Source organism: Acetobacter sp. DsW_059, assembly GCF_002153695.1.
Classification (GTDB): Bacteria; Pseudomonadota; Alphaproteobacteria; order Acetobacterales; family Acetobacteraceae; genus Acetobacter; species Acetobacter thailandicus.
Genome location: NZ_JOPI01000014.1, coordinates 141,834 through 166,910 on the forward strand (window position 1 = coordinate 141,834; position 25,077 = coordinate 166,910).

Annotated in this window: 23 protein-coding genes and 1 tRNA gene; 8 read left to right on the forward strand and 16 right to left on the reverse strand. The window is 52.6% G+C overall.

What is annotated here, in order from left to right; all coding sequences use genetic code 11:
• Positions 1-26 precede the first annotated feature (26 nt).
• The 3 genes from HK25_RS03970 to HK25_RS03980 are packed head-to-tail and all read right to left on the reverse strand — an operon-like array spanning position 27 to position 3,670.
• Positions 27-1,346, reverse strand: a complete 1,320-nt coding sequence (locus tag HK25_RS03970) for a RodZ domain-containing protein (RefSeq protein WP_086635414.1) — start codon at positions 1,344-1,346, stop codon at positions 27-29.
• On the reverse strand, positions 1,339-2,427 hold the full coding sequence (locus HK25_RS03975; RefSeq protein WP_086554163.1) for a nitronate monooxygenase family protein: 1,089 nt from the start codon (positions 2,425-2,427) through the stop codon (positions 1,339-1,341). The genes HK25_RS03970 and HK25_RS03975 overlap by 8 nt, the downstream gene beginning before the upstream one ends.
• Positions 2,417-3,670 carry an aspartate kinase gene (locus HK25_RS03980; protein WP_086635378.1) on the reverse strand — a complete coding sequence of 418 codons (1,254 nt, stop codon included), beginning with the start codon at positions 3,668-3,670 and terminating at the stop codon, positions 2,417-2,419. Before HK25_RS03980 ends, HK25_RS03975 begins: the two co-directional genes overlap by 11 nt.
• A 177-nt stretch (positions 3,671-3,847) precedes the next feature.
• Here HK25_RS03980 and ubiG point away from each other — a divergent pair, with 177 nt between their 5' ends.
• Positions 3,848-4,591 carry a bifunctional 2-polyprenyl-6-hydroxyphenol methylase/3-demethylubiquinol 3-O-methyltransferase UbiG gene (ubiG, locus tag HK25_RS03985; RefSeq protein ID WP_086554161.1) on the forward strand — a complete coding sequence of 248 codons (744 nt, stop codon included), beginning with the start codon at positions 3,848-3,850 and terminating at the stop codon, positions 4,589-4,591.
• 22 nt (positions 4,592-4,613) lie between these two features.
• Here the strand turns inward: ubiG and HK25_RS03990 are convergent, their stop codons facing one another.
• The 4 genes from HK25_RS03990 to HK25_RS04005 form a co-directional block, all read right to left on the reverse strand.
• Complete coding sequence (locus HK25_RS03990) at positions 4,614-5,876, reverse strand: lactonase family protein (RefSeq protein ID WP_086554160.1); 1,263 nt, start codon at positions 5,874-5,876, stop codon at positions 4,614-4,616.
• 26 nt (positions 5,877-5,902) lie between these two features.
• Complete coding sequence (locus HK25_RS03995; RefSeq protein WP_233127666.1) at positions 5,903-6,397, reverse strand: DUF2147 domain-containing protein; 495 nt, start codon at positions 6,395-6,397, stop codon at positions 5,903-5,905.
• A 131-nt stretch (positions 6,398-6,528) separates the two neighbouring features.
• Complete coding sequence (grxC, locus tag HK25_RS04000; RefSeq protein ID WP_086635379.1) at positions 6,529-6,789, reverse strand: glutaredoxin 3; 261 nt, start codon at positions 6,787-6,789, stop codon at positions 6,529-6,531.
• A gap of 51 nt (positions 6,790-6,840) precedes the next feature.
• Positions 6,841-7,647, reverse strand: a complete 807-nt coding sequence (locus HK25_RS04005) for a ComF family protein (protein ID WP_086635380.1) — start codon at positions 7,645-7,647, stop codon at positions 6,841-6,843.
• Positions 7,648-7,684: 37 nt separating this feature from the next.
• Here HK25_RS04005 and HK25_RS04010 point away from each other — a divergent pair, with 37 nt between their 5' ends.
• The gene (locus tag HK25_RS04010; protein ID WP_086635381.1) at positions 7,685-8,563 is read left to right on the forward strand and encodes a methyltransferase domain-containing protein; all 879 of its coding nucleotides are present in this window, start codon (positions 7,685-7,687) and stop codon (positions 8,561-8,563) included.
• A gap of 11 nt (positions 8,564-8,574) precedes the next feature.
• Here the strand turns inward: HK25_RS04010 and moaA are convergent, their stop codons facing one another.
• The 3 genes from moaA to HK25_RS04030 all read right to left on the reverse strand — a co-directional run bounded on the left by moaA (position 8,575) and on the right by HK25_RS04030 (position 10,959).
• The gene (moaA, locus tag HK25_RS04015; protein ID WP_086635382.1) at positions 8,575-9,591 is read right to left on the reverse strand and encodes a GTP 3',8-cyclase MoaA; all 1,017 of its coding nucleotides are present in this window, start codon (positions 9,589-9,591) and stop codon (positions 8,575-8,577) included.
• Between the two features lie 135 nt (positions 9,592-9,726).
• Positions 9,727-10,602 carry a UTP--glucose-1-phosphate uridylyltransferase GalU gene (galU, locus tag HK25_RS04020; RefSeq protein WP_086554155.1) on the reverse strand — a complete coding sequence of 292 codons (876 nt, stop codon included), beginning with the start codon at positions 10,600-10,602 and terminating at the stop codon, positions 9,727-9,729.
• Between the two features lie 270 nt (positions 10,603-10,872).
• Positions 10,873-10,959, reverse strand: a tRNA-Leu gene (locus HK25_RS04030).
• A gap of 75 nt (positions 10,960-11,034) precedes the next feature.
• Between HK25_RS04030 and lipB the strand changes: the two genes are divergently transcribed.
• On the forward strand, positions 11,035-11,775 hold the full coding sequence (lipB, locus tag HK25_RS04035) for a lipoyl(octanoyl) transferase LipB (RefSeq protein WP_086635384.1): 741 nt from the start codon (positions 11,035-11,037) through the stop codon (positions 11,773-11,775).
• On the opposite strand, the gene HK25_RS04040 is transcribed toward lipB, so the two are convergent.
• Positions 11,702-12,286 carry a hypothetical protein gene (locus HK25_RS04040; protein WP_086635385.1) on the reverse strand — a complete coding sequence of 195 codons (585 nt, stop codon included), beginning with the start codon at positions 12,284-12,286 and terminating at the stop codon, positions 11,702-11,704. The two genes, lipB and HK25_RS04040, sit on opposite strands and share 74 nt — an antisense overlap.
• Complete coding sequence (locus HK25_RS04045; protein ID WP_086635386.1) at positions 12,274-12,615, reverse strand: BolA family transcriptional regulator; 342 nt, start codon at positions 12,613-12,615, stop codon at positions 12,274-12,276. The genes HK25_RS04040 and HK25_RS04045 overlap by 13 nt, the downstream gene beginning before the upstream one ends.
• Positions 12,616-12,660: 45 nt before the next feature.
• Between HK25_RS04045 and HK25_RS04050 the strand changes: the two genes are divergently transcribed.
• From HK25_RS04050 to cobT, 3 genes are all read left to right on the forward strand, one after another.
• On the forward strand, positions 12,661-13,251 hold the full coding sequence (locus HK25_RS04050) for a J domain-containing protein (protein ID WP_086635387.1): 591 nt from the start codon (positions 12,661-12,663) through the stop codon (positions 13,249-13,251).
• A gap of 115 nt (positions 13,252-13,366) precedes the next feature.
• Positions 13,367-14,365: an AAA family ATPase gene (locus HK25_RS04055; RefSeq protein WP_086554150.1), complete on the forward strand. Its 999-nt coding sequence runs from the start codon at positions 13,367-13,369 to the stop codon at positions 14,363-14,365.
• 37 nt (positions 14,366-14,402) lie between these two features.
• Complete coding sequence (gene cobT / locus HK25_RS04060) at positions 14,403-16,319, forward strand: cobaltochelatase subunit CobT (protein WP_086635388.1); 1,917 nt, start codon at positions 14,403-14,405, stop codon at positions 16,317-16,319.
• A gap of 25 nt (positions 16,320-16,344) precedes the next feature.
• Here cobT and HK25_RS04065 read toward each other — a convergent pair whose 3' ends face one another.
• A complete protein-coding gene (locus HK25_RS04065; RefSeq protein ID WP_086635389.1) occupies positions 16,345-17,325 on the reverse strand; it encodes a bile acid:sodium symporter family protein in 981 nt (326 codons plus the stop codon).
• 124 nt (positions 17,326-17,449) lie between these two features.
• Here HK25_RS04065 and HK25_RS04070 point away from each other — a divergent pair, with 124 nt between their 5' ends.
• Complete coding sequence (locus HK25_RS04070) at positions 17,450-18,373, forward strand: hypothetical protein (protein ID WP_086554147.1); 924 nt, start codon at positions 17,450-17,452, stop codon at positions 18,371-18,373.
• 50 nt (positions 18,374-18,423) lie between these two features.
• Here the strand turns inward: HK25_RS04070 and HK25_RS04075 are convergent, their stop codons facing one another.
• The 3 genes from HK25_RS04075 to HK25_RS04085 form a co-directional block, all read right to left on the reverse strand.
• Positions 18,424-18,861, reverse strand: coding sequence for a hypothetical protein (locus HK25_RS04075; protein ID WP_233127668.1), 438 nt, complete (start codon positions 18,859-18,861; stop codon positions 18,424-18,426).
• A gap of 173 nt (positions 18,862-19,034) precedes the next feature.
• Positions 19,035-22,502, reverse strand: a complete 3,468-nt coding sequence (gene mfd, locus HK25_RS04080) for a transcription-repair coupling factor (protein WP_086635390.1) — start codon at positions 22,500-22,502, stop codon at positions 19,035-19,037.
• 6 nt (positions 22,503-22,508) lie between these two features.
• Positions 22,509-22,811 (reverse strand): succinate dehydrogenase assembly factor 2, encoded by a 303-nt coding sequence (locus HK25_RS04085; RefSeq protein ID WP_233127669.1) that lies wholly within the window; start codon positions 22,809-22,811, stop codon positions 22,509-22,511.
• A gap of 68 nt (positions 22,812-22,879) precedes the next feature.
• Here HK25_RS04085 and recG point away from each other — a divergent pair, with 68 nt between their 5' ends.
• On the forward strand, positions 22,880-25,021 hold the full coding sequence (gene recG, locus HK25_RS04090) for an ATP-dependent DNA helicase RecG (protein WP_198945942.1): 2,142 nt from the start codon (positions 22,880-22,882) through the stop codon (positions 25,019-25,021).
• The last annotated feature ends 56 nt before the right edge of the window (positions 25,022-25,077 follow it).

Consider the following 25,077-nt stretch of genomic DNA (forward strand, 5'->3'; position numbering starts at 1 on the left):
TATATGAAAGCACATAACAAAAACACTTAGTGCTCTTTTATATGACTTAACTGACCTGCGTTAAGATCATCAGCTGTAGTTTTTTCTGAGGATCCGGAATGTCTTAACGGTCTCACCGCCATCTGAGGTGAAGACGCAACAGGCGCCGCACTATTATTTATCACGCCCTCCTCTGCCCTCTCAGGAGAAAACACGGGGGCTGATAAATCAGCCTTTTCCTCTTCTGTCCGGGCAGCCGGCGCGGCCACCTGCCGTGCAGGCGCTGGCACAGCTGTTCCCATAGACGCAGGAGCAGTTACCGCTGCTTTCCCGACAGATGTCTGATCAGTTTCAGCAGCGGCTGCTCTTACAGCCTCAGGGGTAAGAGACAGACCACGTAACACGGCACCATTTTTACCAAGCGGCAATGTTGTAACATTCCCGACCTGTAAAACGATACCACCGGCATTACCTGTTGTCATGATGTAGGGGCCATTCTGCAACGGCACACTCCACACATCCCCGGGCTGCATTATATGGTCATATACCACATGACCCTGAGCATCTTTAACCTGTATCCAGCTGGCAGCCGTAGCACGAACACTCAGATCTTCCATGCTGCCTTCTGGTGCAGCCAGAGTTTCGGGGGATTGCACAGCCCCTGGGGAATTTTGCCCCTGGGGCACAGCAGAAGGCGGCACATCACCGGGCTGTGGTGAAGTTTCTGCAGCCGAATTATCAAATGGTTCAGCTGACGTTGTAGCTGGTGGCGCTTCATTTTTATCAACCTGAGGAGAGGCTGGAATAACAGGTAATGAACCAGGCTCAGGCAAAAGAGACGCAACCTGAGGTGACGGTGCATGCGCCACTTTCTCCCCTGGAATAACCTGAGCAACAGGGGGAACATGCTCTGGCATAAGCGGGGTGTGGTCCATAAAATGGTACCAGCCTATATAAGCCCCGATAAGAACCACAATACCAAGAGAAACCGTAACGCGTGGCGGAATGCGCCGGTCAGGTGGCGGAGCCGGAAAAGTCAGCTCCGGGGCGCGTATAACAACGGAGCGCCGCTCCTGTTTATAGCAATTCACAACGTGCCCGACATCAAAGCCCAGAGCCAGCGCATAAGATTTAAGGAAGCCAAGAGCATAGACCTCGGCAGGAAGGTCCTGCGTACGCTCTGCTTCAAAAGCTTCAAGATAAATTATACGAATACGCAGCCACTCAGAAAGCTGAGGCAGTGTCCATCCAAGCTGCTCCCGACGCTTGCGCAGCGCGGGTCCTACCCTCAGGCTGTTAACATCAGGCAGCTCATGATAAACGACAGGGAGTTCTCCCTGTCCGGTGTCGGTATCATTGTCAGGCATCAGCATCCAGACGTCGCTTGCGGCGCACAATAGCCTCCAGCGCCTGGTCAACAAGATCTGCTATAATTTCAGCAACAGGCTGCACTGAACGAACCAGTCCGACAGACTGCCCCGCCATAACAGAACCGTGCTCAACGTCTCCGTCTATAACTGCGCGCCTGAGAGCACCAGCCCAGAAATGTTCAATTTCAAGCTGAGCTTCCTCACGAGTGAGGGCGCCACTCTGGAAACGGTTAATGACATCAGCCTGGTGCACGATAAACTGCTGGCTGCCTTCATTACTGAGACCACGCACAGGAATAACAGGAAAACGCGGGTCAAGCTGCACAGAAGCGACTGCATCACGGGCGTTGCCGCGCACAAAGGCCTTTTTAAACTTCTCGTGTGCAATGCTTTCTGATGCTGCGGCAAAGCGTGTTCCAAGCTGCGCCCCTGATGCCCCCATATCAAGATAGGAGACCATCGCATCACCGCGACCAATTCCGCCGGCAACAAAAACCGGCACTTCTCTGATAACGGGGAGAATTTCCTGCGCAAGAACCGTCAGTGAAACAGGGCCGATATGTCCACCGGCTTCTGCGCCTTCGATAATCAGAGCATCGACACCCATCTTAATAAGACGCTTTGCAAGCACCAGAGCCGGTGCAAAGGCAATAACCTTGGCACCACCATCTTTTGCCGCCTTAATAGCCGCAGCTGGCGGAATGCCACCAGCAAGCACAATATGACCGACACTGTTTTTAAGACACACATCAACCAGCTCAGAGAGCTGAGGATGCATTGTAATCAGGTTTACGCCAAACGGGCGGTCAGTCATGGCGCGGGTTGCCAGAATTTCAGCCTCGAGCAACTCAGGCGACATCGCTCCGCAGGCAATAACCCCAAAACCACCGGCGTTGGAAATTGCTGAAACCAGATGACGCTCACTCAGCCACGACATGGCTCCGCCGAGAATAGCGTATTCAGACCCCAGAAAAGCACTCCCCCGCTGACACGCACGGTGCAGGCTATGCCGTGCAAACTCTTTTTCAGTATCTGTCACAGGAGCGTAAATGTTCTCTTCCATAACTTCAGACACCATCCAGACCGTAAGCGGTATGTAAGGCTCTGACAGCCAGCTCAGCATAATCAGCTGAAACCAGAACTGAAACCTTGATTTCGCTGGTTGAAATGACCTGGATATTAATAGAGCGCTCAGACAATGTGCGGAACATAGTGCTGGCAACGCCGGCATGAGAACGCATACCTGTACCAACAACACTGATTTTCACAACGTCATCATCAGTCAGAAGTTCTTCGTACTGGACATTATCATGCACAGATTCAAGCGTGCTGATTGCCCGGGGCAAGTCGGCTTTACCTGTTGTAAATGTCATATCAGTCGTACCGTCAGCACCTGTGCTCTGCACAATCATATCGACGTTCACGCCAGCCTCACTTAACGGACCGAAAATAGCAGCGGCGATCCCTGGACGATCAGGAATGCGTCTGACTGACACTTTGGCTTCATCACGCGAATATGCAATCCCGGTGACCAGTTTATCTTCCACTATTTCGTCCTCATCTACAACCAGAGAGCCTGGGAGCTTTCCTTCAACCAGGGCCTCTCCCTCTACAAAGCTAGACAGCACCTGAACGCGCACTCCCTCGCGCATCGCAAGCCCGACACTGCGTGTCTGCAACACTTTTGCCCCAACTGAAGCCAGCTCAAGCATTTCCTCATAAGTAATTTTATCGAGTTTGCGAGCCTTAGCCACAATACGCGGGTCAGTCGTATAAATACCGTCAACATCGGTATAAATATCGCACCGGTCTGCTTTAACCGCGGCTGCAATCGCAACGGCAGATGTATCAGAGCCACCCCGCCCCAGCGTCGTTATACGCTCATCCGGGCCAATACCCTGAAACCCTGCGACAACAGGCACAATACCATCAGCCATATCAGCCAGCAGGCTTGTACCATCAACAGAAACGATCCCCGCTTTACCGTGCGCCGAATCGGTAACTAACGGAATCTGCCAGCCAGCCCGTGAACGTGACTTCACACCCAGTGCCTGCAAAGCAATGGCCAGAAGCCCGCTTGTCACCTGCTCGCCGGTAGCAACAATAGAATCATATTCTTTTGGGTCATGTAACGGAGATAGTGCGTTACAGTATCCAACCAGTTTATTGGTTTCACCGGCCATAGCAGAAACAACAACAACAACATCGCAGCCAGCATCTTTTTGCTGCTTAACGCGTGCGGCTACTGCTCTGATGCGCTCCAGATCACCTACGGACGTTCCGCCGAACTTCATCACGATCCGAGGTACGGAACCGGGCATAGTCTTCACTCCACTAAAAAACAGGCAAATCAGCGCTCTTTTAGTCTCTTACCGCTTCACATGCAGATATGAAAGACGCAAAAGGAGAGTTATGAAGCCTTGCAAGGCGCGCCACATACTCTTTAAACCCTCTCTCGTCCAGCGGGTAAGCTCCGCAGGAAAGGAATTTTTCACAGTATGACCACCTCCAGCTCCGATTCTTTCTCCTCCGTCGCTCCGGATGAAATCTCACGCTTTAGTGCTCTGGCTGAGAAATGGTGGGACCCACGCGGCCCTATGCGCCCGCTCCATGCCATGAACCCTTTACGTATCAGCTGGGCATGTCGCCATATACCGGTTCAGGGCCGGCATAGCAGACGGGTCTCAGCCCTTGATATTGGCTGCGGTGCGGGACTGGCCAGCGAAGCTCTCGCTAAGGCAGGTCATAATGTGACGGGCCTGGATGCCTCAGCAAACGGCATTGCCGCCGCCAGAAAGCACCTGGAGACGTATCCGCTGCCACGGGGTGCCGGCTCACTGTCTTACCGTGAAGGCAGCGCAGAAGAGCTTGCAAAAGAGGGCGCAAAATTTGACGCTGTCATAGCATTCGAAATTATTGAGCACGTTACTGACCCGGCGGCTTTTATGGCCACACTCTCTCAGCTGCTTGAACCAGGTGGCACGCTCATTGTCTCGACAATGAACCGCACTCTCAGCTCACTTGCGGTTGGTAAAATCGGCGCTGAATATTTACTCCGCCTGCTACCCACCGGCACACACACGTGGAAAAAATTTGTCACCCCGGCAGAACTGGGTCGTTACGCACGGGCTGCCGGCCTTACAATTGAAGCTATTGCCGGCATGAGCCCCACAATAACGGGAGACTGGAAAGAAAGCCGCAACCTGAGTATCAATTATATCGCAGCTTTCAGAAAACTCTGAAAGCTGCGAGAGCATATGCCTGTCAGGCTGCGGGCAGCCTGAGAAAAGCAAAACATGTGGGACTGCCTGCTGGCGTAAAGTCCCACGTGAAGCTTATTTTCCCGGTCGTTTTATCAACACGGAACGAAGTGATCGTATCGCTGCGCTGGTTGGCTACATAGAGATAGCTGCCAGAAGGATCAAAGCTCAGCGCACGGCCGTAATCTGCATGTGTCCAGATTTCATCAACCAGCGTTAAACCGCCATCCTTTGCCATCTGAAACACTGCGAGTGAATCACCAAGCCGGTTAGAAACATAAAGGAAGCGCTCATCTGGCGATAAAACAATACCAGCAGCCAGAGTACTTCCTTTAAAGTGAGCCGTAACTGTACTGACTGTCTGCCTCGGCGCAATTTTGCCGGTATCAGGGTCAAAATCAGCAACAACAACTTTAGAATCCTGTTCACACAGAATATAAAGCCGCCTGCCATCTGAACTGAAACAAAAATGGCGTGGAGCAGAGCCCGGCGTCATATTGGTGAAAGGCACAGCTGCCGGCTTAAGGTGGCCCGTATCGAGGTCGATCGTCCAGACATACATACGATCAAGGCCAGCATCAGCGACCAGAACAAACTTACCTGTCGGATCAGCCTGCACCATATGCGGATGCGCGGAGGAGTGATCACTGACCGCAAAATTACCTGTCGGGTTATCAGCTGCCCTGTCAGGCATTCTCGGGCCGGAATCATGTATCAGCTCAGTTGTATGCCCTAGTGACCCATCCGCCAGAACGTGAATAACACTCACAGTTCCCCCGGTATAATTGGCAATAAATACATATCGCCCCGAAGGGTGCACACTGACATAAGCGGGGTCTGCCCCGCCGGACGCAACCGTATTCAGCTTGGTCAGGGCTGCCGTTTCATGATTGACAGAAAACGCTGTGACAGAGCCACTATGCGTTGTGTCAAAGTCACTGACCTCACTGACGGCATATAAAAAACGTTTATCGGGAGAGAGCACGATATAAGACGGGCTGTCTATATCGGTAAACGTCATGACATTCGTCAGCGAACCGGTTTCAGAATTCATTTCGAAAACTGTAATACCTGCCCCGTTCCCGCCTGGCGGGCCATGCTTTGTATATGCCCCGAGATAGCAGAATGTTTTCTGCTTTGATGGCGTAGTATCCTGCTCCGGCGCTTTTGCTGTATCATCCGCAGCAAAAGCACTGTGACTCCCGGCCACAGCTACGCCAGCCAGTCCTCCCAGCCCAAACAGCCGGCGAGAAAGAGAATTTTTCATTTAACGCGTTACCTTCACCCTTGATATCAAGGCAGCATCTTACATTCTGGCCCAATTTTCCCCGGTGTCTGATAACGACTCCAGACCTGCGTCTCACCAAAAAGAGGCAAGCCTATATAGCCACGCAGCTTGAGCACATTATGTGAGGAAAGCCATATCTGAGCCTGATAAACAGCCCCGCTGTCGGGATCAAGAATTTTCCCGGACCACCGCTTACCGTCAGTCGGTTTAAAATCTGTCAGCATCAGCAGGTTACATTCTGACTTGCCATTTTTGTCCCGGGGCACATTTGTGCCTTCGTACTGCAGTGCAACAAGGCGACCACATAATTTATCGCCGCATTCCTCCAGCCTGAACACACCATCCCGTTCCTGGCTCAGCCAGTATCCGTGAAGAGCCGCTTTATCAGACTGAGAAATACTTTTTGCCTGCACTGCAGCAGAACCAAATGGCATAACTGCACCGACACAAGCCAGAGCGGTTACCATCAGCGTAATAAAACATCTTTTTTTTCTGACCACTCTGACCTCACTCCATCTTCCGGAAGTATACCCAGCCGTCAGGACAGACAGTGACACTTCAACACCGCATCCTGCTGCACTCCTGACGATCAACCAGTTTTATGAAAGCACATTCAGCATATTAATATAAACTAATTAATACCCAGCAAACTATCGAGCTTGCCTGCACGATCGAGGCCTATCAGCTCTGTGCAGCCACCCAGAGCCTGATCACCGATAAAAATCTGCGGTACAGTCTGTGCTCCGCCTGAACGCTCAATAGCCTCCTGGCGCTCCGCCGTGCCACGAGGAGCGTTAATTTCTTTCATTTCCACACCCTTGCTTCGCAGCAGATCGACTGCACGCACACAGTAAGGGCACCCCGGCTGGGTATAAATTTCTACGACTGGCATTACGCCCCCTTTTAAAAAAAATCACAGGTGGCTTCATAAGTAGTGAAAAAATCATTCGTCTTCCAGAATGGATAACCCGAAATCTGCATTTTTTTGCAAAACCACACGTGCAGCAACCAGCAAAAACACCGAACGCACTCCGGCCTGTAACAATGCCTTCGTACAGGCCGAAGCCGTTGCTCCGGTCGTTAGCAGATCATCCACCAGTACAACGTCACGCCCGGCCATATCTGACACATAAGCAGAACGAACAGTAATAGCCCCTTCCATCTCCTGCTGTCGTTCCGCTTTCGTAAAGCCCGCAAGTCGCCCGGTGACACGACGCCTCTCAAGGCCGTCAGGCAAACATCTGAGCTTCGCACAACGGGCAACAGCCCACGCCAGCAACGCAGCCTGATTATAACGCCTTTCCATCAGGCGTTTTTTATGGACAGGAACCGGTATAACCAGAGCTCCCTGGCGCAAAACGTCTTCTCCTGCCTGCCACATATAACGCCCGGCAAAGCTGGCATACTCAGGGCGATCCGCATATTTAAGACGCAATAATAAGTCCCGTGCTGTTTTTTCATATACAAATGCTGAACGTGCAGCATGCCAGGGGGGAGGATGCTGTACACATTCAAGGCACTCCCCTTCTGCATTCAGACACTCTGCGGAAGATTGCGGCAAAGCGCATCTGATACAAAATGGCTGACCAACTGACACAAGATGCGCAAAACAACCTGCACACAGAAGACCTGACTGCTGTATTTCCTCACCACACAGAAGACACGCAGGCGGAAAAATAACATCTATGCCAGCAAGCGTTGCTTTTCTGGCCAATGCTGACAGCTTGCTCCATACTACATGTCTGCTCATTTTACTCTCTCAGTTCTGAAAGCGTGTCTCTGAGACTATGCAAGCTCCTATTATTTTCGATCGCAAAGCAATACGCCAGTATAAAGACAGGGCAGCAGATACTCTGCATCATGTTGCCCCTGTTTTTGAGGCTGCGGCTGATATTCTTCTCGACAGGCTGAATGATATAACGCGCACGTTTGATACGGCCCTTGATATCGGTGGCAAGGGATTTATTGCACCGCACCTCGCCGCAAAAGGTATCACTGTCGTGCAGTGCGAAAGCAGCCTTAAACTGGCAAGAGCCACATCCTCCCGAAGCTGGCACACCCTCTGCGCTGATGAGGAACAGCTTCCCTTTGCGCCTGAAAGTTTTGACCTGGTAACGGCCAGCCTGTCGCTGCACAGCATTAATGACCTTCCCGGCACCTTATCGCAAATACGCCACATATTGCGTCCTGATGGCCTGTTACTCGCCAGTATTCCCATACTGCCAACGCTGCGCCCGTTAAAACAGGCACTGGAAAACGCGGAGCTGGCTCTGTGCGACGGCCTTTCGCCCCGCGTTGCACCTTTACCGACACAGCACAGCTGCGCAGCACTTTTGCAACGCTGCGGCTTTGCTTTGCCTGTTGTGGATACTGAAATTATACCCCTGCGCTACGAATCACTCACTGGCCTGCTGCAGGATTTACGTCATGCCGGAGAGAGTAATGCTCTGGCATTTCGTAGTAAAAAGATACCACCACGCATGCTGTTCCCCGCGGCAGACGCTGAAATAACCTATGATGAGGACGGTCGCTTCGCCATGCCACTGCATATGGCAGTACTGACAGCCTGGAGCCCTGCCCCGACACAGCCTAAGCCGCTGCAACCCGGACAGTTTACCCACTCTCTGGAAAGCGCGCTGAACGCAGCCCACCCGGACCAAGAATAAAATTACCGGCTTTAGCCGCCGGTCACGCTCATATGCCGGGCCGGCCCCGACACTCTGCCCATTTTTTCATCAAGCAAAAAAGTATGACCTGTGGGCTTACGGGAAATCGCTTCTTCGATACCCGTCAGAATAGCGGCATCATCACCGCCGCTGCGCATAATCTCACGCAGATCTATACCATCCTCCTGGCCGAGGCAGGTATAGAGACGCCCCGTGCATGAAAGTCGTACTCGGTTACAGCTACTGCAGAAATTATGACTCATCGGGGTAATAAACCCGATGCGCTGCCCGGTTTTTTCAACGCGCATATACCGTGCAGGCCCGCCGGTTCTGTCGTTCAGGGGGGTAAGAGACCAGCGTGTACGCAACTGCTCCTGCACCCGTGAGAGCGGCAGGTAAGAAGCTGTGCGATCCTCGCCTGTTTCCCCCATAGGCATGGTTTCAATAAAACAGAGATCAGCACCAATTTCGCCACACCATGACAGCAGCGCGTCAAATTCGTCATCATTGACGCCGGCCATCGCCACGGTATTAATGCGCACGGCAAGACCCGCTGCCCGCGCAGCACGAATACCATTCAGCGTAGTTGCCAGATGCCCCCGGCGCGTGATTTGCCTGAAACGCACATCATCCAGAGTATCAAGACTAACATTAACCCGCCTGACGCCCGCCTTATATAAAAGCTCAGCATAATCGGCCAGCAGAGTGCCATTTGTGGTAAGGGTCAGTTCATCGAGCATACCCTGCTGATCGGAATGATGCAGCCATTGCCCAAGCTCTGTGAAAAACTCTCCTATGTCACGCCTGACCAGAGGCTCCCCCCCGGTAATACGCAAGCGCCTGACACCCTGGCGGATAAAAACACGCGATAACCGCAGAAGCTCCTCGAAAGACAAAACATCTTCACGAGGCAAAAAACGCATGTTCTCAGACATGCAGTAAACACACCGCATATCACAGCGATCTGTCACCGAAACGCGCAGGTAGGAGATATGTCGACCATCACGGTCGGTCAAAGAGGACACCATAGGTCCTTTAAGTAACAAAAAAGCTGACCGTTGTCGAAAAATTTAATATGCCGACGACTGACATAACACAACTATATAAATGCGTTATGTCAGTCGTTCAGCCAGTTTCAGCACGCTGGCTGAAATATATGCATATCAGCTATATTTTTTAAGAAACTCTTTAACCTCGCCAGCAAGATCAGGGCGATCAAGCGAGAACGCAATCTGCGCTTCAAGGAAGCCTATTTTATTACCACAGTCAAAACGCTCACCTTCATAGCGCAGGCCATGGAAAGGTGCTTCACCAATGGTTTTTGCCATAGCATCTGTCAGCTGGACTTCACCACCGGCACCTTTTTCAAGCTTAGCCAGGTGCTTCATCACGTCAGCCGTCAGAATGTACCGTCCGATGACTGACAGATTAGAAGGAGCGTCTTCAGGTTTTGGTTTTTCAACAAGCCCCTGCACTTCAACCAGACGGCCGTCGTCTTTCCCGGTTTTGAGAATACCATAACGATTAGTATGCGCGCGCGGCACTTCTGTCACGGCAACAACACTGCCACCTGTCTGATAATAGGCATCAGCCAGCTGTTTCATGCAGGGAACGCCGGATTTAACAATGTCATCTGGCAGCAAAATAGCAAACGGGTCATCACCGATAAAGCTGCGGGCACACCAGATAGCATGACCCAGCCCAAGCGGCTCCTGCTGACGCACGGCAACGAGGGATCCTGCCTCGATCGAGCTGGGCTCAAGGGCTTTAAGTGCATCAGTCTTGTTACGCTCACGCAGTGTAGACTCAAGCTCATAAGCAATATCAAAATAGTCAATCAGCGAATCTTTGCCACGACCTGTGATAAGGCAAAACTCTTCAATCCCGGCAGCGCGCGCTTCATCAATGGCATACTGAATGAGCGGACGGTCAACAACCGTCAGCATTTCTTTTGGCATGGCTTTGGTAGCCGGCAAAAAGCGCGTACCCAACCCTGCTACCGGCAGGACTGCTTTACGTAAAGGCTTAGGTCTGGACACGAATACAACACCTTAAAGAATTTAAAGTTTAAATCCGGCACGTCACACGCATCAAAGCTTTTAGCAGCACTGTCACAACGAACAGGGGCAGAGCAACATGCTCCCGCAGTTCGACACAGAAACGAACACAGGAAGCTATTTGATAAACATATAATGAGGAAATTAAAAGGCAGGATCGTATGACAGTTAGAAAAACTGATGTTTTTTCGCATAAAAAAGGCAAAAAAAAACAGGCCTGAAGCCCGCTTTTTTGTAACATTTTCAGTTAAATGGTGCGGCCGAGAAGACTCGAACTTCCACGGGGTATTCCCCCACAAGCACCTCAAGCTTGCGCGTCTACCATTCCGCCACGGCCGCACATGTTAACCTGTATCAGAAACTCCGACACCGTGTTACTGAAGAGGCGTATAACCCAACACGTATCAGGCCGCAATGACCAAAAAGCATTTTTTATGGGAAATAAGCAAAAAAACTATTTCCTACCCGTTTGCCTTCAGTCGCATGCAGGAAATCTCTCAGAAAATCAGGCAGGAAGGTGCGGCAGAACGCGTATGGCTGCTTGAACACCCCCCCCTCTATACAGCAGGTACATCAGCAAAGCAGGAGGACCTGTTTAACCCGCAAAATTACCCCACTTATGATGCCGGGCGCGGCGGGCAATGGACTTATCACGGCCCGGGTCAGAGAATCGCTTACGTGATGATGGACCTGCAAAAGCAGCACGGTACCATCCCTCCGCGTGATTTACGCGCTTATGTTCACGGCCTTGAAAAATGGGTTATCAGCACACTTTCAGACCTTGGTGCAGAAGGCGAATGTCGTGACGGGCGGGTTGGCGTATGGGTTACCGACCCCAAAACCGGCAAAGAGGAAAAAATTGCCGCTATTGGCGTAAGGGTCTCCCGCTGGGTCAGCTGGCATGGCGTTTCCATCAACCTGTCACCTGATCTGAATGATTTTGATGGCATTGTACCATGCGGTATTCGTGAATATGGCGTCACCAGCCTGCAAAAGCTCGGGCTTTCTTATACAAAGGCACAGCTTGACCAGGCACTGATGAAAAACTGGGCAAAGATTTTCGGATCCCTGCCCTCTGGCTTTACCCCTGTTGAAGAAGATGAACCTCAAGCGTACGCCTGCGCTCATCCGTCACATGAATATCAGACAGGCTAAGTATATTGTTTGAATCGGCAAATGTCAGTGTCACCAGCCCCTGAGAAGGGTTAGCTGCTCTTGCAAGCGAGATCTGCAAAACACCAGGCTGCTGCCTAACGTCAGTCACCATCACAGCGCCTGAAAGCACAATGGGGTTGCCCATCAGTAATCCAAGCGGATTATGCGCAAGCCCCATACTGGTTTCAGAGCCATTCTGCCCATCTTTATACACAGCGTGCAGCCCCCTGGCTTTCAGCTCTGTACCCGGGGGATCCTGATAAAACAGATACAGATAGCCAGGGCTGTAGGTCAGTTGCCCCATGCCTGTTGCACCATCAGGCCATAGCTGCGTAAACGGCACGGCATTAAGGTGCACAGTGCGTAAATACTGCTCGACGCGGTTAATCTGCACCTGCCTGCCAGTATCAGACGGCTGTTTTGTGCCCGCACAACCAGCCAGACTGAGCATACCGCTCCATACCAGAACCTGACGACGAGACACTCTCCCCGCAGATATCACGTCGGACATGCTGCGTCCTCCTCCGGTGTACGCAGCACCATCGCCAGGGCGTGCAAACCACTGTCAAATTCAGGCTGAAGAACTTCATGCACCTTCCTGAAACGGTTAACACGGCTGACTCCCTCAAAGGCCGGACTGACCATCAGCAGGCGAAAATGTGTCTCTGTTGCATTCTCTCCTGGTCCACGCGCCATCGGCGCATGATGTGCATGACGACTACTTTCATCAAAAATTTCTAATTTCTGCGCACCAAAAAATTCAGTCAGCTTTTCACGAACACGTACAGAACGGGGGCCTGACGCCTCCTGCCCTGAAGCTTTACGACCAGAACCACTCATATCTTTCCCCTTGCACTGAAGCCTTCATAACGCACATAACCGCAGATGATGAAGCAAAGGAATACCCGACATAAAGCATTCGACCCTGATCCGGATGCACCACAACGATGCTGCGATATGCCTGACTGTACAGAACAGGCAGGATATCGGGCCCCTCGCTCGCGCGATACGCTCAACCAGTATTTCTGGTTTTGCCTCCCGCATGTCCGTGAATATAATTCACGCTGGGACTATTATAAGGGGATGAACCCGGGGCAGATTGAAGCCCACCTGCGCGCTGATGTATCGTGGGAGCGCCCGTCATGGGCCTTCGGGCAAAGCGCAGCACGCCCAAAACATACACGATTTAATGAAGAGGATGTGCTTGACCCGCTCAACATCCTCAACCGCAGCCGTCAGGCCCGGGCTGAGCAATACCGCAGAAACGCGACACCACGCGCACCGGCAGAACTGCGCGAGCATCTGGCAATACTGGGGCTGAACTGGCCCCTGACCCTGACCGATGCGAAAGCGCGTTATCGTGACCTGGCCCGCAAATACCACCCTGACCGCAATAACGGAGACCGCCAGGCTGAGGAACGCCTGAAAGATATTAATATTTCCTATACAATAGTTAAGGCGCACCTTGATGTCTGAGGGGCTCGAAAAAATACGCAAGCCGTGGCATGCTCCCCTCATGCGTTCTTAAAGATCAGCACAGGCAGAGGCTGCATCGTTTTTTCCAACACCACACGCACAAGATGGATAAAGAATGACCGATTCTTTCATTTCTGATTCAGCGGATTCACTTCCTCCTATTTCCGTTCTTTCTGCCCCTGACCTCGAAGTGTCCGCGCGTGACGTCTTTGGTATTGATGCAGACTTTAAAGTGCCGGCCTATTCTGTTCGCACTGAACATGTACCCGATATCGACCCGGCTTATCTGTTCGACCACGATACCACGCTCGCCATTCTGGCAGGTTTTGCCTGCAACCGTCGCGTTATGGTGCAGGGTTTTCATGGTACTGGTAAATCATCCCATATTGAGCAGGTTGCCGCCCGCCTGAACTGGCCCTGTATCCGTATCAACCTCGACAGCCACGTCTCGCGTATTGACCTGATTGGCAAAGATGCCATCGTGGTCAGAGACGGTCAGCAGATCACTGAGTTTCAGGAAGGCCTGCTACCCTGGTGCCTGCGCCACCCCTGCGCTCTGGTGTTTGATGAATATGATGCCGGCCGCCCTGATGTGATGTTCGTTATTCAGCGCGTACTCGAAATAGAAGGTCACCTGACATTACTTGATCAGAATCGGGTACTGAAGCCACACCCATGGTTCCGCATCTTTGCCACGACCAACACTATTGGCCTGGGTGACACAACCGGCCTGTATCACGGTACCCAGCAGATCAATCAGGGGCAGATGGATCGCTGGAACATTGTTACCTCACTCAACTACCTGCCCCATGCGCAGGAAGTCGGGATCATTCTTTCCCGCATGAAAACCGACCCGCAGAACAAAGAGGCCCGCAACACGATAGAAAGCATGGTTGCACTGGCAAACCTGATCCGCGCTGGTTTTATGGCAGGCGACCTCTCTACTGTCATGTCACCGCGTGCGGTCATTACATGGGCTGAAAACGAACGTATTTTTAAAGATATTGCTTTTGCCTTCCGCGTCACATTCCTCAATAAATGTGATGAAGCTGAACGCAATATCGTTGCTGAATATTATCAGCGCTGCTTTAACACCAGCCCGTTTGCAAAATAAGGATGCCTGCGTTTTCTGAAAGAAGGATCGTCATATTATGACTGACAGCAGGACAGGCCCGCAGCCGCCCTCTCCGGGGCATAACCAGACGTCTGCCTCTCATCAGGATAAGCAGGTCGAGGCTTTCAGACAGGCGACAACAGCAGCTTTTCGTGCACTTGGCGGCACAAGAGAAACTGAAGTTTCTTTTCTGACCGGCAACGCACCTCTTGCACCTCTCAGCCATGAAGGTGCTACTGCCCGACTACCCTCGCCCTCCCGCCGCCTGAAAGAGGAAGAGATTTTACGTATTCGTGGTGCTGCTGATGCCCAGGCACTGCGCCTGAAGCACCATAATGCCAGACTGCACCGCGCCAGACTGCCTGAAGACAGCACTGCACGCGAGGTTTATGACGCACTTGAGCAGGCCCGAATCGAGTCTGTCGGGGCACGACACCTGAAAGGAGTGGCCGCAAACCTGCGCCACCGCCTTGAAGCGGAGTGTGAAGAAAGTGGCCTGGGTAAAATCACCAGCCCGGCACAGCTCTCACCAGCCGTTGCTCTTTCCCTGCTTGCACGTGAAGTCATGACAGGTGAAGCACCACCTGCCGCGGCAAAAAATATTCTCGAACAGTGGCGTCAGGCTATGCCGGCCAAAGCACTGACAGCTCTGACGCATCTGAAAGAAACACAGGATAATCAGGAGAGCTATGCGCAGGCTGCCCGCCAGCTTATGGGAGCCTTTGCCCTGGCAGAAGAGGAGGAGGAAGACGACACCCCCTCTGATGAACAGGACGATGATCTGCCCGCTGACGAAGCCGCCCCACCTGAAGAAAGTGAAACGCCCGAAACAGAATCAGACGAGGCTGAAACCACCCCTGAGGCACTGGAGGAGCAACCCTCGGCTGAAACAGGTGAGAGCTCGCCTGACACGCCGCAGGAGCATGAAGAAAGCGTAAAAAGCGCAGGGGAATCAGCCGGACACGGTCACCACGAAGATTCACCCTCAGACGATACTCCGCCTCCTTACAAAGCTTATACCACACAGTTTGACGAGGAAGTTCCGGCTGAATCGCTGTGTGATCCACAGGAGCTCACCCGCCTGCGTCGTCAGCTGGACCAGCAGCTCACAACCCTGCAGGGCGTTGTGTCGCGGCTGGCTAATAAACTGCAACGTAAGCTTATGGCTCAGCAAACCCGCTCGTGGCAGTTTGACATGGAAGAAGGTCTGCTTGATGCCGGGCGCCTGTCACGCATTATTGTTAACCCAATGCTGTCGCTGTCTTATAAGCAGGAGAAAGATACCGAATTTCGTGACACAGCCGTCACCCTGCTTATCGACAACTCAGGGTCAATGCGTGGACGCCCCATTTCAGTTGCTGCGTCATGCGGTGATATTCTGGCCAGAACACTCGAACGATGCGGTGTTAAGGTCGAAATTCTCGGCTTTACAACCCGTGCCTGGAAAGGTGGACAAGGCCGTGAGAAATGGATTCAGAACGGCAAGCCAGAACAGCCTGGCCGGCTGAATGATCTGCGTCATATTATTTATAAAGCGGCAGATATGCCCTGGCGCAGAGCCCGTGCGAATATGGGGCTGATGCTGCGCGAAGGTCTGTTAAAAGAAAATATTGATGGTGAGGCCCTGCTCTGGGCCTATCGCCGCCTGCGCGCACGCCCTGAAGCGCGTAAAATTCTTATGGTCATTTCAGATGGTGCTCCGGTCGATGACAGTACCTTGTCGGCAAACCCGCCTTCATACCTGGAGGATCACCTCAGAGAGGTCATCCATATGATCGAGAATCGCACCCCGGTCGAATTATCAGCCATCGGGATCGGGCATGATGTCGGCCGCTATTACGGGCGGGCTGTGACCATTACTGATGCCGAAGAGCTGGGGGGCACAATGCTCCAGTCTCTCTCAGCATTGTTTGATGACACTTACAAAAGCGGCAAAAACCGCAAAAGCAGATAAGGCAAATAGCCGGTTTATTAACCGGCTATTCTTCTGACAGGGCAGCACCTGCGGCGGCTCTTCTTTTTGTCACCTCAGCGAAGCGACGTGCCAGAATAGCGCAGATAAAAAGCTGTATCTGATGAAAAATCATCAGCGGCAGCACGATAATACCAACACTTGCTGCCGGAAACAGCACGTTAGCCATGGGTACGCCTGATGCGAGAGTTTTCTTTGAACCGCAGAATATAACCGCAACCTCATCACGGAACGGCAGCCCGGCCAGACGGCAGGTCAGTGCCGTAACAATCAGCACAATAGCCAGCAAAATAAAGTCAACGACTGCAATCATGCCCAGCTCACTCAGCGGCAGCTTATGCCATAGCCCCTGCATCACGGCATCACTAAAGGCGGCATAAACAACAACCAGAATTGAACTGCGATCAGTCAGAGACAACAGCTTTTTATGCCGGCGTGCCCAATTACCAATCCATGGCTGAAGCAGCTGCCCCGCAATAAAAGGCAATAAAAGCTGAAAGACGATATCAAGCCCGTTACTATCCTGCACTCCATGCCGAGCCAGGATAAGCCCGACCAGAACAGGTGTTATAAAAATACCAAAGATATTAGAGGCCGTAGCTGCACAGACTGCAGCGGACGTATTACCCCCCGCGATAGAGGTAAATGCAATGGACGACTGTACTGTTGAGGGCAGGCAGCATAAAAATAATACACCAAGCCAGACATCATTCTGCAACAGCCCTGGAAAAGCCGCATGAAAACCAAGGCCAAGCAACGGAAACAAAATAAAGGTGCAGCATAAAATTAAAATATGCAGGCGCCATGCTGTCAGCCCGTCGACAACAGCGCTGCGGGAAAGCCTGGCACCCTGCAGGAAAAACATAATGCCGATGACAATAATCGCCAGCCAGTGAAAAACTTCAACACCCGCGCCATGACACGGCACAAATGTTGCAAGGAGAACGGTGCCTATGAGGCTAAGCAAAAACGGATCAACACCAAACATGTGACTTCATACTTTCACATCCAGAGCTCAGAACATGGGCTATGCAAAAAACGCATAATACAAAAAATTTCCGCCTCCAGAAACTCGTTGCACCAGGCGTCTGCTTGAGCCACCCTTACACCAAATGAAAACACGCCACATCCTCCCCCTTGCCTCTCTCACGTTTGTGAGCGTGGCTTTCTCACCGCGTACGTTTGCAGCCCCACCGGCTGCGTGCGCTATTGTCAATCACGGCGGCAAGCAGGTTACTGATAAAAATATTACATATACCTCTTCCACAATCTCCACGCCGGATCACAAAACCTCTCTCTCTATAGGAGAGATGAGTTACACGATTTCAGCCGCGGCCTCTGCGACTGACCTGCAGGATCAGGCAGATGCGGCATCATTGCTGCTGGTTTCAGCTATGGTCGGGCACCATAATGCCGCCTGTTCAGCATGGCTGAAAAAACAGGGACAGGCCATCGCAACCGGCCTTGAGGCTGGTCAGTCTTATAACCTGACATGGAACAACGCTTCTATCAGCCACCAGAAAACTGGTATCAGCCTGAGCTCAGCAGCACTGTCACTGTCGGGTAAAACCGGCGAAGGTAACGCAGCTGCTTCACTGGCTATGCAGGGGCTGGCCTATAAAAACATTGCCAACCAGGATCTCCTCCCCGAATCAGCACATGCGGCCTTCTCTCTGCCTTCTTCCGAGCTGCCAGGACTGATGGCTGCTATCGGTGGCAAAACAAAAGAAGCTCCGGCTGTTCACGTTACAATATCGGATTTAAGTGCACAAAATAGCGACATCACCCTGGGTGGTCATGGCTCAGCCGTATTAACGGGTAATGTCGATGCAACCTCGGCAGAAGGTCATCTGGAAATACAAAATATTGAGAGCCTCATTCAGAAAGTGCGCGCTATTGGCCAGCTTAAGCTTGCTGCTGCACTCGTTATGGCCCGCTTTGTCAGTCATCGCGAATCTGATGGTGGCAACTCATGGAACGCAACCTGGTCGGGCGGTATACTGACCGTTAACGGTATTCCCCTACCCATCAAATAAAAAAAGGGGAGAAAATCTCCCCTTTTTAACTCCTGCGACTATATCAGGGCTTACCAGCCGGGGCCATAGCCAACGAAACCTGGTCCCCATGGAGAATCCCATGCGCCCCATTCGTTCCAGTTCCACTGCGCATCTTCATATGTCTGTGCTGTTGTTGCCTGCTCGTTCAGCAATGCTTTTGTCTGAGCATATTGCTGGTAGCGATCATAGGCAGCCTGATTGCCAACATACAGGCAGTCGCACACGACCGGGTCAGCATAGACATAGTAAACGTCTTTACCTTTAACACGACTGACAAAATGATGTGCCGGAAGACGGGCCAGCATCGCTTTTTGTGCTGCTGTCGTAGCGGGCTTATCAAGAAAACCTGCCGCCGCAAGGTGATCTTCTTTAGCAGCAACTGCCTGCTTTGCAGACTGACAGCCTGGCAAAACGACCAGTGCCCCCAGAACAAAGGCTGCTACACCACCTTTTAATACATACTTCATAATGTATTCCTGTTTTGTACCAACGAACAGGCAGAGCCCTCCGCCTGTTCTTTAGGCAGGCGATATTTGACAGACAGCTCGCCTGTACCAGATCACGACAGATATCAGAGTATTGATTTCTTCTGATAATTTTTATCATTAAAAATTTAACAAAATCAACCTAATAATACCCTCTAAGCATTTTTCTCTGCCAGGCGTGCAAAATCACGCAGAACCCTCCGCGCCAGATCAATACGCTGTACATTTGTCAGCTCGCGCACCACCGCAAGTTTATGATCAGCACGCAGCCTGACTGTGCCATCCTTCCAGCGGTTCATCCATCCTGCCAGCCCCTGCGGGTCACAGAACTGATTTTTGCGGAACTGAAGCACCATACCTTTTGGCCCGGCCTCAACACGCTCAACACCGGCACTACGGCACAGGCGTTTAAGATCAACAATATCAAGCAGGTTCTTCACTTCAGCTGGGACAGGACCAAACCTGTCAACCAGCTCAGCCTCCATCGCCTCAAGTTCTGCATCACTGGCAAGACCGCTGATCCGCCGGTATAGTCCCAGCCTGACAGGCAGGTCAGGCACATACTCAACAGGAATAAGAACAGGCAGACCGACGATAATGTTAGGGGTCCAGTCTCTGTCCTCAGCGCGCTTGCGTTCTTTATCGGCACGCAGCTCAGCCACGGCATCCTCAAGCATCTGCTGATAAAGTTCTATCCCGACCTCGCGCACATGACCTGACTGCTGGTCACCCAGCAGATTGCCGGCACCACGCAAATCAAGATCGTGCGATGCAAGGGTAAAGCCTGCACCCAGCGTATCAAGCGTTTGCATAATTTCGAGACGCTTCTGTGCAGAAGCTGAAAGTACGTGCGTTTGTGGCCATGTCAGATATGCATAACCACGCTGCTTACCACGCCCCACACGCCCGCGCAGCTGATAGAGCTGCCCCAGACCGAACATATCAGCACGATGAATAATGAGCGTATTCACCGCAGGCATATCCAGCCCGCTTTCAACAATATTAGTTGAAAGAAGAATATCATACCGGCCATCAGAAAACTCTGTCATGACCTGCTCAAGCTCCGTCGGGCTAAGACGGCCATGAGCCTGAACCATACGAGCGTCCGGCACAATTTCTGCCAGGCGCTTTGCCAGATGGTCAAGGTCTTCTATGCGCGGTGCAACACAGAAAATCTGCCCGCCCCGGAAACGCTCCCGCTGAATTGCTTCACGGATCACCACACTGTCAAACGGCATGATAAAAGTGCGTACGGCCAGCCTGTCAGTCGGTGGGGTGGCGATCAGACTCATCTCCCGCACACCGGAGAGGGACAGCTGCAATGTGCGCGGCAGCGGTGTGGCTGAGAGTGTCAGCACATGCACATCCTCGCGCAGGGCTTTCAGTTTCTCTTTGTGCGAAACACCAAAATGCTGCTCTTCGTCAATAATCAGCAGGTCGAGAGAAGCAAACTGTACAGTTTTTGCCAGCAGCGCGTGAGTACCAATGACAATATTCACTGAGCCGTCGGTAATACCCTTACGAACCTGTGTTGCCTCTTTACCTGTCACCATACGCGAAAGCTGTGCGACCTTAACAGGGAAGCCCTCAAAACGTGAGACAAAGGTTTTATAATGCTGGCGGGCCAGCAGGGTTGTCGGCACAACAACAGCCACCTGCCCGCCCGACATCGCAGCCACAAAGGCGGCGCGTAATGCAACCTCGGTCTTGCCGAACCCAACATCTCCACACACCAGGCGATCCATCGGACGACCAGAGTTCATATCCTCCAGAACATCGGCAATCGCCCTGGCCTGATCATCTGTTTCGACAAAAGGAAAACGTGCACAAAACTCATCCCACAGCCCTTCGGCCGGTGCGAGAGCCGGTGCCTCCTTCATTGCACGGGCCGCAGCTGTACGAATCAGGTCAGAAGCCATATCGCGAATGCGCTGCTTCATACGCGCCTTACGACCCTGCCAAGCTACTCCTCCCAGCTTATCCAGCGGTACACTGGCCTGGTCAGAACCAAAGCGGCTCAGCAGCTCAATATTCTCAACCGGCAGATAAAGCTTTTCATTTCCGTCATAAAGCAAACGCAGGCAGTCATGTGGCGCAACACCAACACTTACAGTCTCAAGACCATCATAACGGCCGATACCATAATCCTGGTGCACAACGAGGTCACCGGCAGTAATTTCGCCTGCCTCAGCAATCAGTTCATCAGCACGGCGGCGGCGGCGCGGCGGACGGCCAATACGCTCACCCAGCAGGTCCTGCTCTGAAACAAAGGCCATATTGTCAGCAACGAAGCCGCGTTCCAGCCCCAGAGTAAGCAATGCCACCACACCAGGTTTTGCTTTTTTTGCCTCAGCCCAGCTGTCATAACTCTGGCTGGTCACACCATGCTCGCGCAGCAAAGTCGCAATACGTTCGCGTGAACCACGCGTCCAGGCTGTGACATAAGCCCGGCGTTTCACCTCACCCCACTCGCGCACCTGTTCACCCAGAAGGCCAAAAACCTGCTCGCGCTCAGCACCCGCAACGATTTTAGAGAACATTTTACCTGGGCGGCCACCGACATCGAGGCCACTGGCACCATCGGGCATAGCAAACGGGCTTAATGTCACACAGGGGAAACGGGCGAGAGCAGCATCCCATCCCTTCTGATCAAGATAAAGCAAATGTGGCGGCAGAGCCCTGTAAGGTGTTTCTCCTTCGCGCACAGGCTGACGGCGCGCCTGATAATGATCTTCGATCATCTCAAGGCGTGCATGAAGTATTTCACTCACCTGATAATCGAGAGAGACTGAAGCCCCCGGCAGATAATCAAACAGGGTTTCAAGATTTGTATGGAAAAGTGGCAGCCAGTGCTCGAGGCCCGGATAGCGTCTGCCTTCAGAAACATACTCATAGAGAGAATCAGATGCCGCGGCAGGACTGAACACATCGCGCCAGCCTGTGCGAAAACGTGAAATACTGTCGGCATCGAGAGAAAGCTCAGAAACAGGCCGCAGCGTAAGCTCTGTCAGGTGGCCGGTTGAGCGCTGACTGCCCGGGTCGAATGTTCGGATATTTTCAACTTCATCACCGAACAAATCAAGCCTGACCGGCTCTGATGCACCTGCGGGGTACAAATCGAAAATACCACCACGGGTAGCAAATTCACCCGGCTCCATCACGGTGTCAGTGCGGGTATAGCCATTAGCAACCAGCAGCTCACACAAAAATTCCTGATCGAGGCTCTCACCCTGCTTTATGGCAAGAGACTGCCCCTCGAACGTACTGCGGGGTGATACTCTCTGCACAAGGGCAGCTGTTGTTGTCAGCACAAGCCGGGGTTTCCCTCCGGCTGGCTCAAGCAGGCGTGTAAGTGTTGCTACCCGTTCGGCAACCAGGGTCGGGTTAGGTGACACCCGGTCATAGGGCAGGCAGTCCCAGGCCGGAAAACGCAGAACCTCAACATCATCAGCCACATAAGCCAGCAAATCAGCAAGCCGAGCAACGGCGGCATCATCACGGGCAACATGTAAAACGACGTTTTTATGCTCTCTCGCTCTGCGGGCCAGCAAAAAGGCATCATAGCCTTCTGTCACACCCCATACAGAAACAACCTGACGCTCTGAGCCTGCCTGTGCAGTCATTACTATTTATCCGTTATTTTTGGCACGGCAGCTCTCAACCATGCGGCGCAACATAGGGTTCACATTCTCTGCGGGCAAAGGCAATCGTCCAAACAGCCAGTCTGTCAGTTCAGGGTCTGGCATCTGCATCACAGCCTCCATATCGGTCAGTTCTGCTTCTGTCATGGTAGCCACAGTGTCTCTTACAAAATCACCGATTATAATATCGGTTTCAAAAGTACCTCTGTGGTTAGCACGAAAGATCAGCCTGCGACGACGTGCAGCGAGTGGATCATTTTCTGTCATGATGTTACTATTATTGTGGTTCATAATGCTGATGTCCTATAGCGTTGGCAGTTCCATCTGTCAGCTGCCCAGCAAAGGCCTGAGTTTCTCCGGTGTCCAGTCCTGTCCCTGTCATAACTGAGTCTTCTCACGCATCTGTCAGCACGACAAGACTTGCCCCCTTACTGGCTCCGCCTGAAAGCCTGTCTGGCGTCAGTGCTGCACGCGGCAAGCTTATAAGACGTATCGCCAGAGGTTCGCGGGTCATCGACCTTTTGTTCTGCCTGCCCGACAGCATTACAGACCGCCGCCTTGCCCCGCCGCTGGCAGAAATAAAACCAGACAACATTGTCACAGTAACAGGCACTGTCAAAACCATACGCGCACCGACTCCGCGCACCCGCCAGCCATGGCGTGTTACCCTGTATGACGGGACCGGCGTGCTTGAGGTCGCCTTCTTCTCTCCCTGGCAGGCGAAACAGATTGCTGAGGGGGAGGATATTGTCGTCTCAGGTAAAGCTGAATTCTTTCATGATAAGGTCTGCATTTCAGCTCCGGACTATGTTTTGCCGGCCCGTTCTGCCGGGCGCATTCCACGTCTTGACCCTGTCTGGCCACTTACAGCAGGCCTGTTCAGCGGGCAGGTCAGACAGGCCATGGTACATGCGCTCTCACTGATACCTGAAGGCCTGCCTGAATGGCATGAAACCAGTCTGATTTCATCACACCACTGGCCTGATTTCATCACCGCGCTGAATCAGGTCCATTTTCCTGACAACATTCCTGGCAGTGAAAGCGGTGACGCATGGCGCAAGCAATATGCACTTGCCCGCGCACGCCTGGCCTGTGACGAACTGCTGGCTGACCAGCTGGCAACACGTATCGCACAACGCGCCTCTCAGCACAGGCCTGGTCGTATCATTAAAGGAACCGGGATTTTACAAAAACAAGCCCTGGAAACTTTTGGTCATGCACTAACCCCGGGGCAAAGCAAAGTACTCAGCGAAATAGAGCATGATATGGCGGCTCCGTACCGCATGAATCGCCTGCTCCAGGGCGATGTCGGCGCGGGTAAGACACTGGTTGCCCTGCTGGCCATGCTCAGAGCTGTCGAGGCCGGGGCGCAGGCAGCCCTGATGGCCCCTACTGAAATTCTGGCACGGCAGCATGCGAAAACTTTTAGCAGGCTGACATCCGTTCCGGTTGCCTATCTTTCTGGTTCAGTCAAAGGCAAAGCCCGCAAAACAGTGCTGCAAAGCATTGCTGACGGATCGGCTCCTCTGGCAGTTGGCACGCATGCACTAATGCAGGAGGGTGTATCTTTTTCTGACCTGGCTCTGGCTGTTGTTGATGAACAACATCGCTTTGGTGTTGAGCAACGCCTTGCCCTGGTTGAAAAAGGTCATGAGGCTGACATGCTGGTCATGACCGCCACACCCATTCCCCGCACACTTCTGCTGACACGCTTTGGTGATATGCAGACAAGCCGGCTTGAAGGCAAACCGGCAGGCCGTAAACCTGTACGGACATCTCTGCACAGCATCAGCACAATGCCTGATATCCTTGATGCTCTTGAACGTGCACTGGCAAAAAAGGCACAGATTTTCTGGGTTTGCCCGCTCGTAAGCGAGAGTGAAGCCCTCGATATCGCCGCAGCCGAGGCACGCCACGCAGAGCTGAGCGCACGTTTTGGCCCGCAAACCGGCCTGGCCCATGGGCAGCAGGACACTGCGGTGCGCGAAAAAGAGCTGGATGAATTTGCCCGGGGCAATACCCGTTTGCTGGTTGCTACGACAGTCATTGAGGTGGGCGTCGATATACCGGCGGCAACAATTATGGTTATTGAACATGCTGAACGCTTTGGGCTTGCTCAGCTACACCAGCTGCGCGGGCGCGTTGGGCGTGGCAGCGAAGCCTCTTACTGCCTCATGCTGCACGATGATAAGCTCGGCCTGACAGCACGCCGGCGCCTGAACTGTCTGCGTGACACAGAAGATGGGTTTATCATTGCCAACGAAGATTTTCGCCTGCGTGGCGGAGGGGATGCCACAGGGCACCGCCAGTCAGGCCTGCCTGAATACCGCATAGCTCAGGAAGATCTGTTCGATGAACTGCTTGACCTGGCACACAAAGAAGCCGGTTATTTATTTAAACGCTGCGCCTCTGAGCATCAGGCGTCACTCTCCCCTCCGCTTAATATTCTGTTGACGTTATTCAATAAAGCAGATGCCGCACGCCTCTTTTCCGGAGGGTAAACCAGGGCATTGTCAGGACAACACATGAAAAACATGCTTTGCAAACAGGCCAGAGT

What these genes read in the sequence shown, in the direction of transcription:
- HK25_RS03970 (WP_086635414.1), bottom strand. Translation starts at nt 1,346, where the DNA reads ATGCCTGACAATGATACCGACACCGGACAGGGAGAACTCCCTGTCGTT.
- HK25_RS03975 (WP_086554163.1), bottom strand. Translation starts at nt 2,427, where the DNA reads ATGGTGTCTGAAGTTATGGAAGAGAACATTTACGCTCCTGTGACAGAT.
- HK25_RS03980 (WP_086635378.1), bottom strand. Translation starts at nt 3,670, where the DNA reads ATGCCCGGTTCCGTACCTCGGATCGTGATGAAGTTCGGCGGAACGTCC.
- ubiG (WP_086554161.1), top strand. Translation starts at nt 3,848, where the DNA reads ATGACCACCTCCAGCTCCGATTCTTTCTCCTCCGTCGCTCCGGATGAA.
- HK25_RS03990 (WP_086554160.1), bottom strand. Translation starts at nt 5,876, where the DNA reads ATGAAAAATTCTCTTTCTCGCCGGCTGTTTGGGCTGGGAGGACTGGCT.
- grxC (WP_086635379.1), bottom strand. Translation starts at nt 6,789, where the DNA reads ATGCCAGTCGTAGAAATTTATACCCAGCCGGGGTGCCCTTACTGTGTG.
- HK25_RS04005 (WP_086635380.1), bottom strand. Translation starts at nt 7,647, where the DNA reads ATGAGCAGACATGTAGTATGGAGCAAGCTGTCAGCATTGGCCAGAAAA.
- HK25_RS04010 (WP_086635381.1), top strand. Translation starts at nt 7,685, where the DNA reads ATGCAAGCTCCTATTATTTTCGATCGCAAAGCAATACGCCAGTATAAA.
- moaA (WP_086635382.1), bottom strand. Translation starts at nt 9,591, where the DNA reads ATGGTGTCCTCTTTGACCGACCGTGATGGTCGACATATCTCCTACCTG.
- lipB (WP_086635384.1), top strand. Translation starts at nt 11,035, where the DNA reads ATGACCAAAAAGCATTTTTTATGGGAAATAAGCAAAAAAACTATTTCC.
- HK25_RS04040 (WP_086635385.1), bottom strand. Translation starts at nt 12,286, where the DNA reads ATGTCCGACGTGATATCTGCGGGGAGAGTGTCTCGTCGTCAGGTTCTG.
- HK25_RS04045 (WP_086635386.1), bottom strand. Translation starts at nt 12,615, where the DNA reads ATGAGTGGTTCTGGTCGTAAAGCTTCAGGGCAGGAGGCGTCAGGCCCC.
- HK25_RS04050 (WP_086635387.1), top strand. Translation starts at nt 12,661, where the DNA reads ATGATGAAGCAAAGGAATACCCGACATAAAGCATTCGACCCTGATCCG.
- HK25_RS04055 (WP_086554150.1), top strand. Translation starts at nt 13,367, where the DNA reads ATGACCGATTCTTTCATTTCTGATTCAGCGGATTCACTTCCTCCTATT.
- cobT (WP_086635388.1), top strand. Translation starts at nt 14,403, where the DNA reads ATGACTGACAGCAGGACAGGCCCGCAGCCGCCCTCTCCGGGGCATAAC.
- HK25_RS04065 (WP_086635389.1), bottom strand. Translation starts at nt 17,325, where the DNA reads ATGTTTGGTGTTGATCCGTTTTTGCTTAGCCTCATAGGCACCGTTCTC.
- HK25_RS04070 (WP_086554147.1), top strand. Translation starts at nt 17,450, where the DNA reads ATGAAAACACGCCACATCCTCCCCCTTGCCTCTCTCACGTTTGTGAGC.
- HK25_RS04075 (WP_233127668.1), bottom strand. Translation starts at nt 18,861, where the DNA reads ATGAAGTATGTATTAAAAGGTGGTGTAGCAGCCTTTGTTCTGGGGGCA.
- mfd (WP_086635390.1), bottom strand. Translation starts at nt 22,502, where the DNA reads ATGACTGCACAGGCAGGCTCAGAGCGTCAGGTTGTTTCTGTATGGGGT.
- HK25_RS04085 (WP_233127669.1), bottom strand. Translation starts at nt 22,811, where the DNA reads ATGAACCACAATAATAGTAACATCATGACAGAAAATGATCCACTCGCT.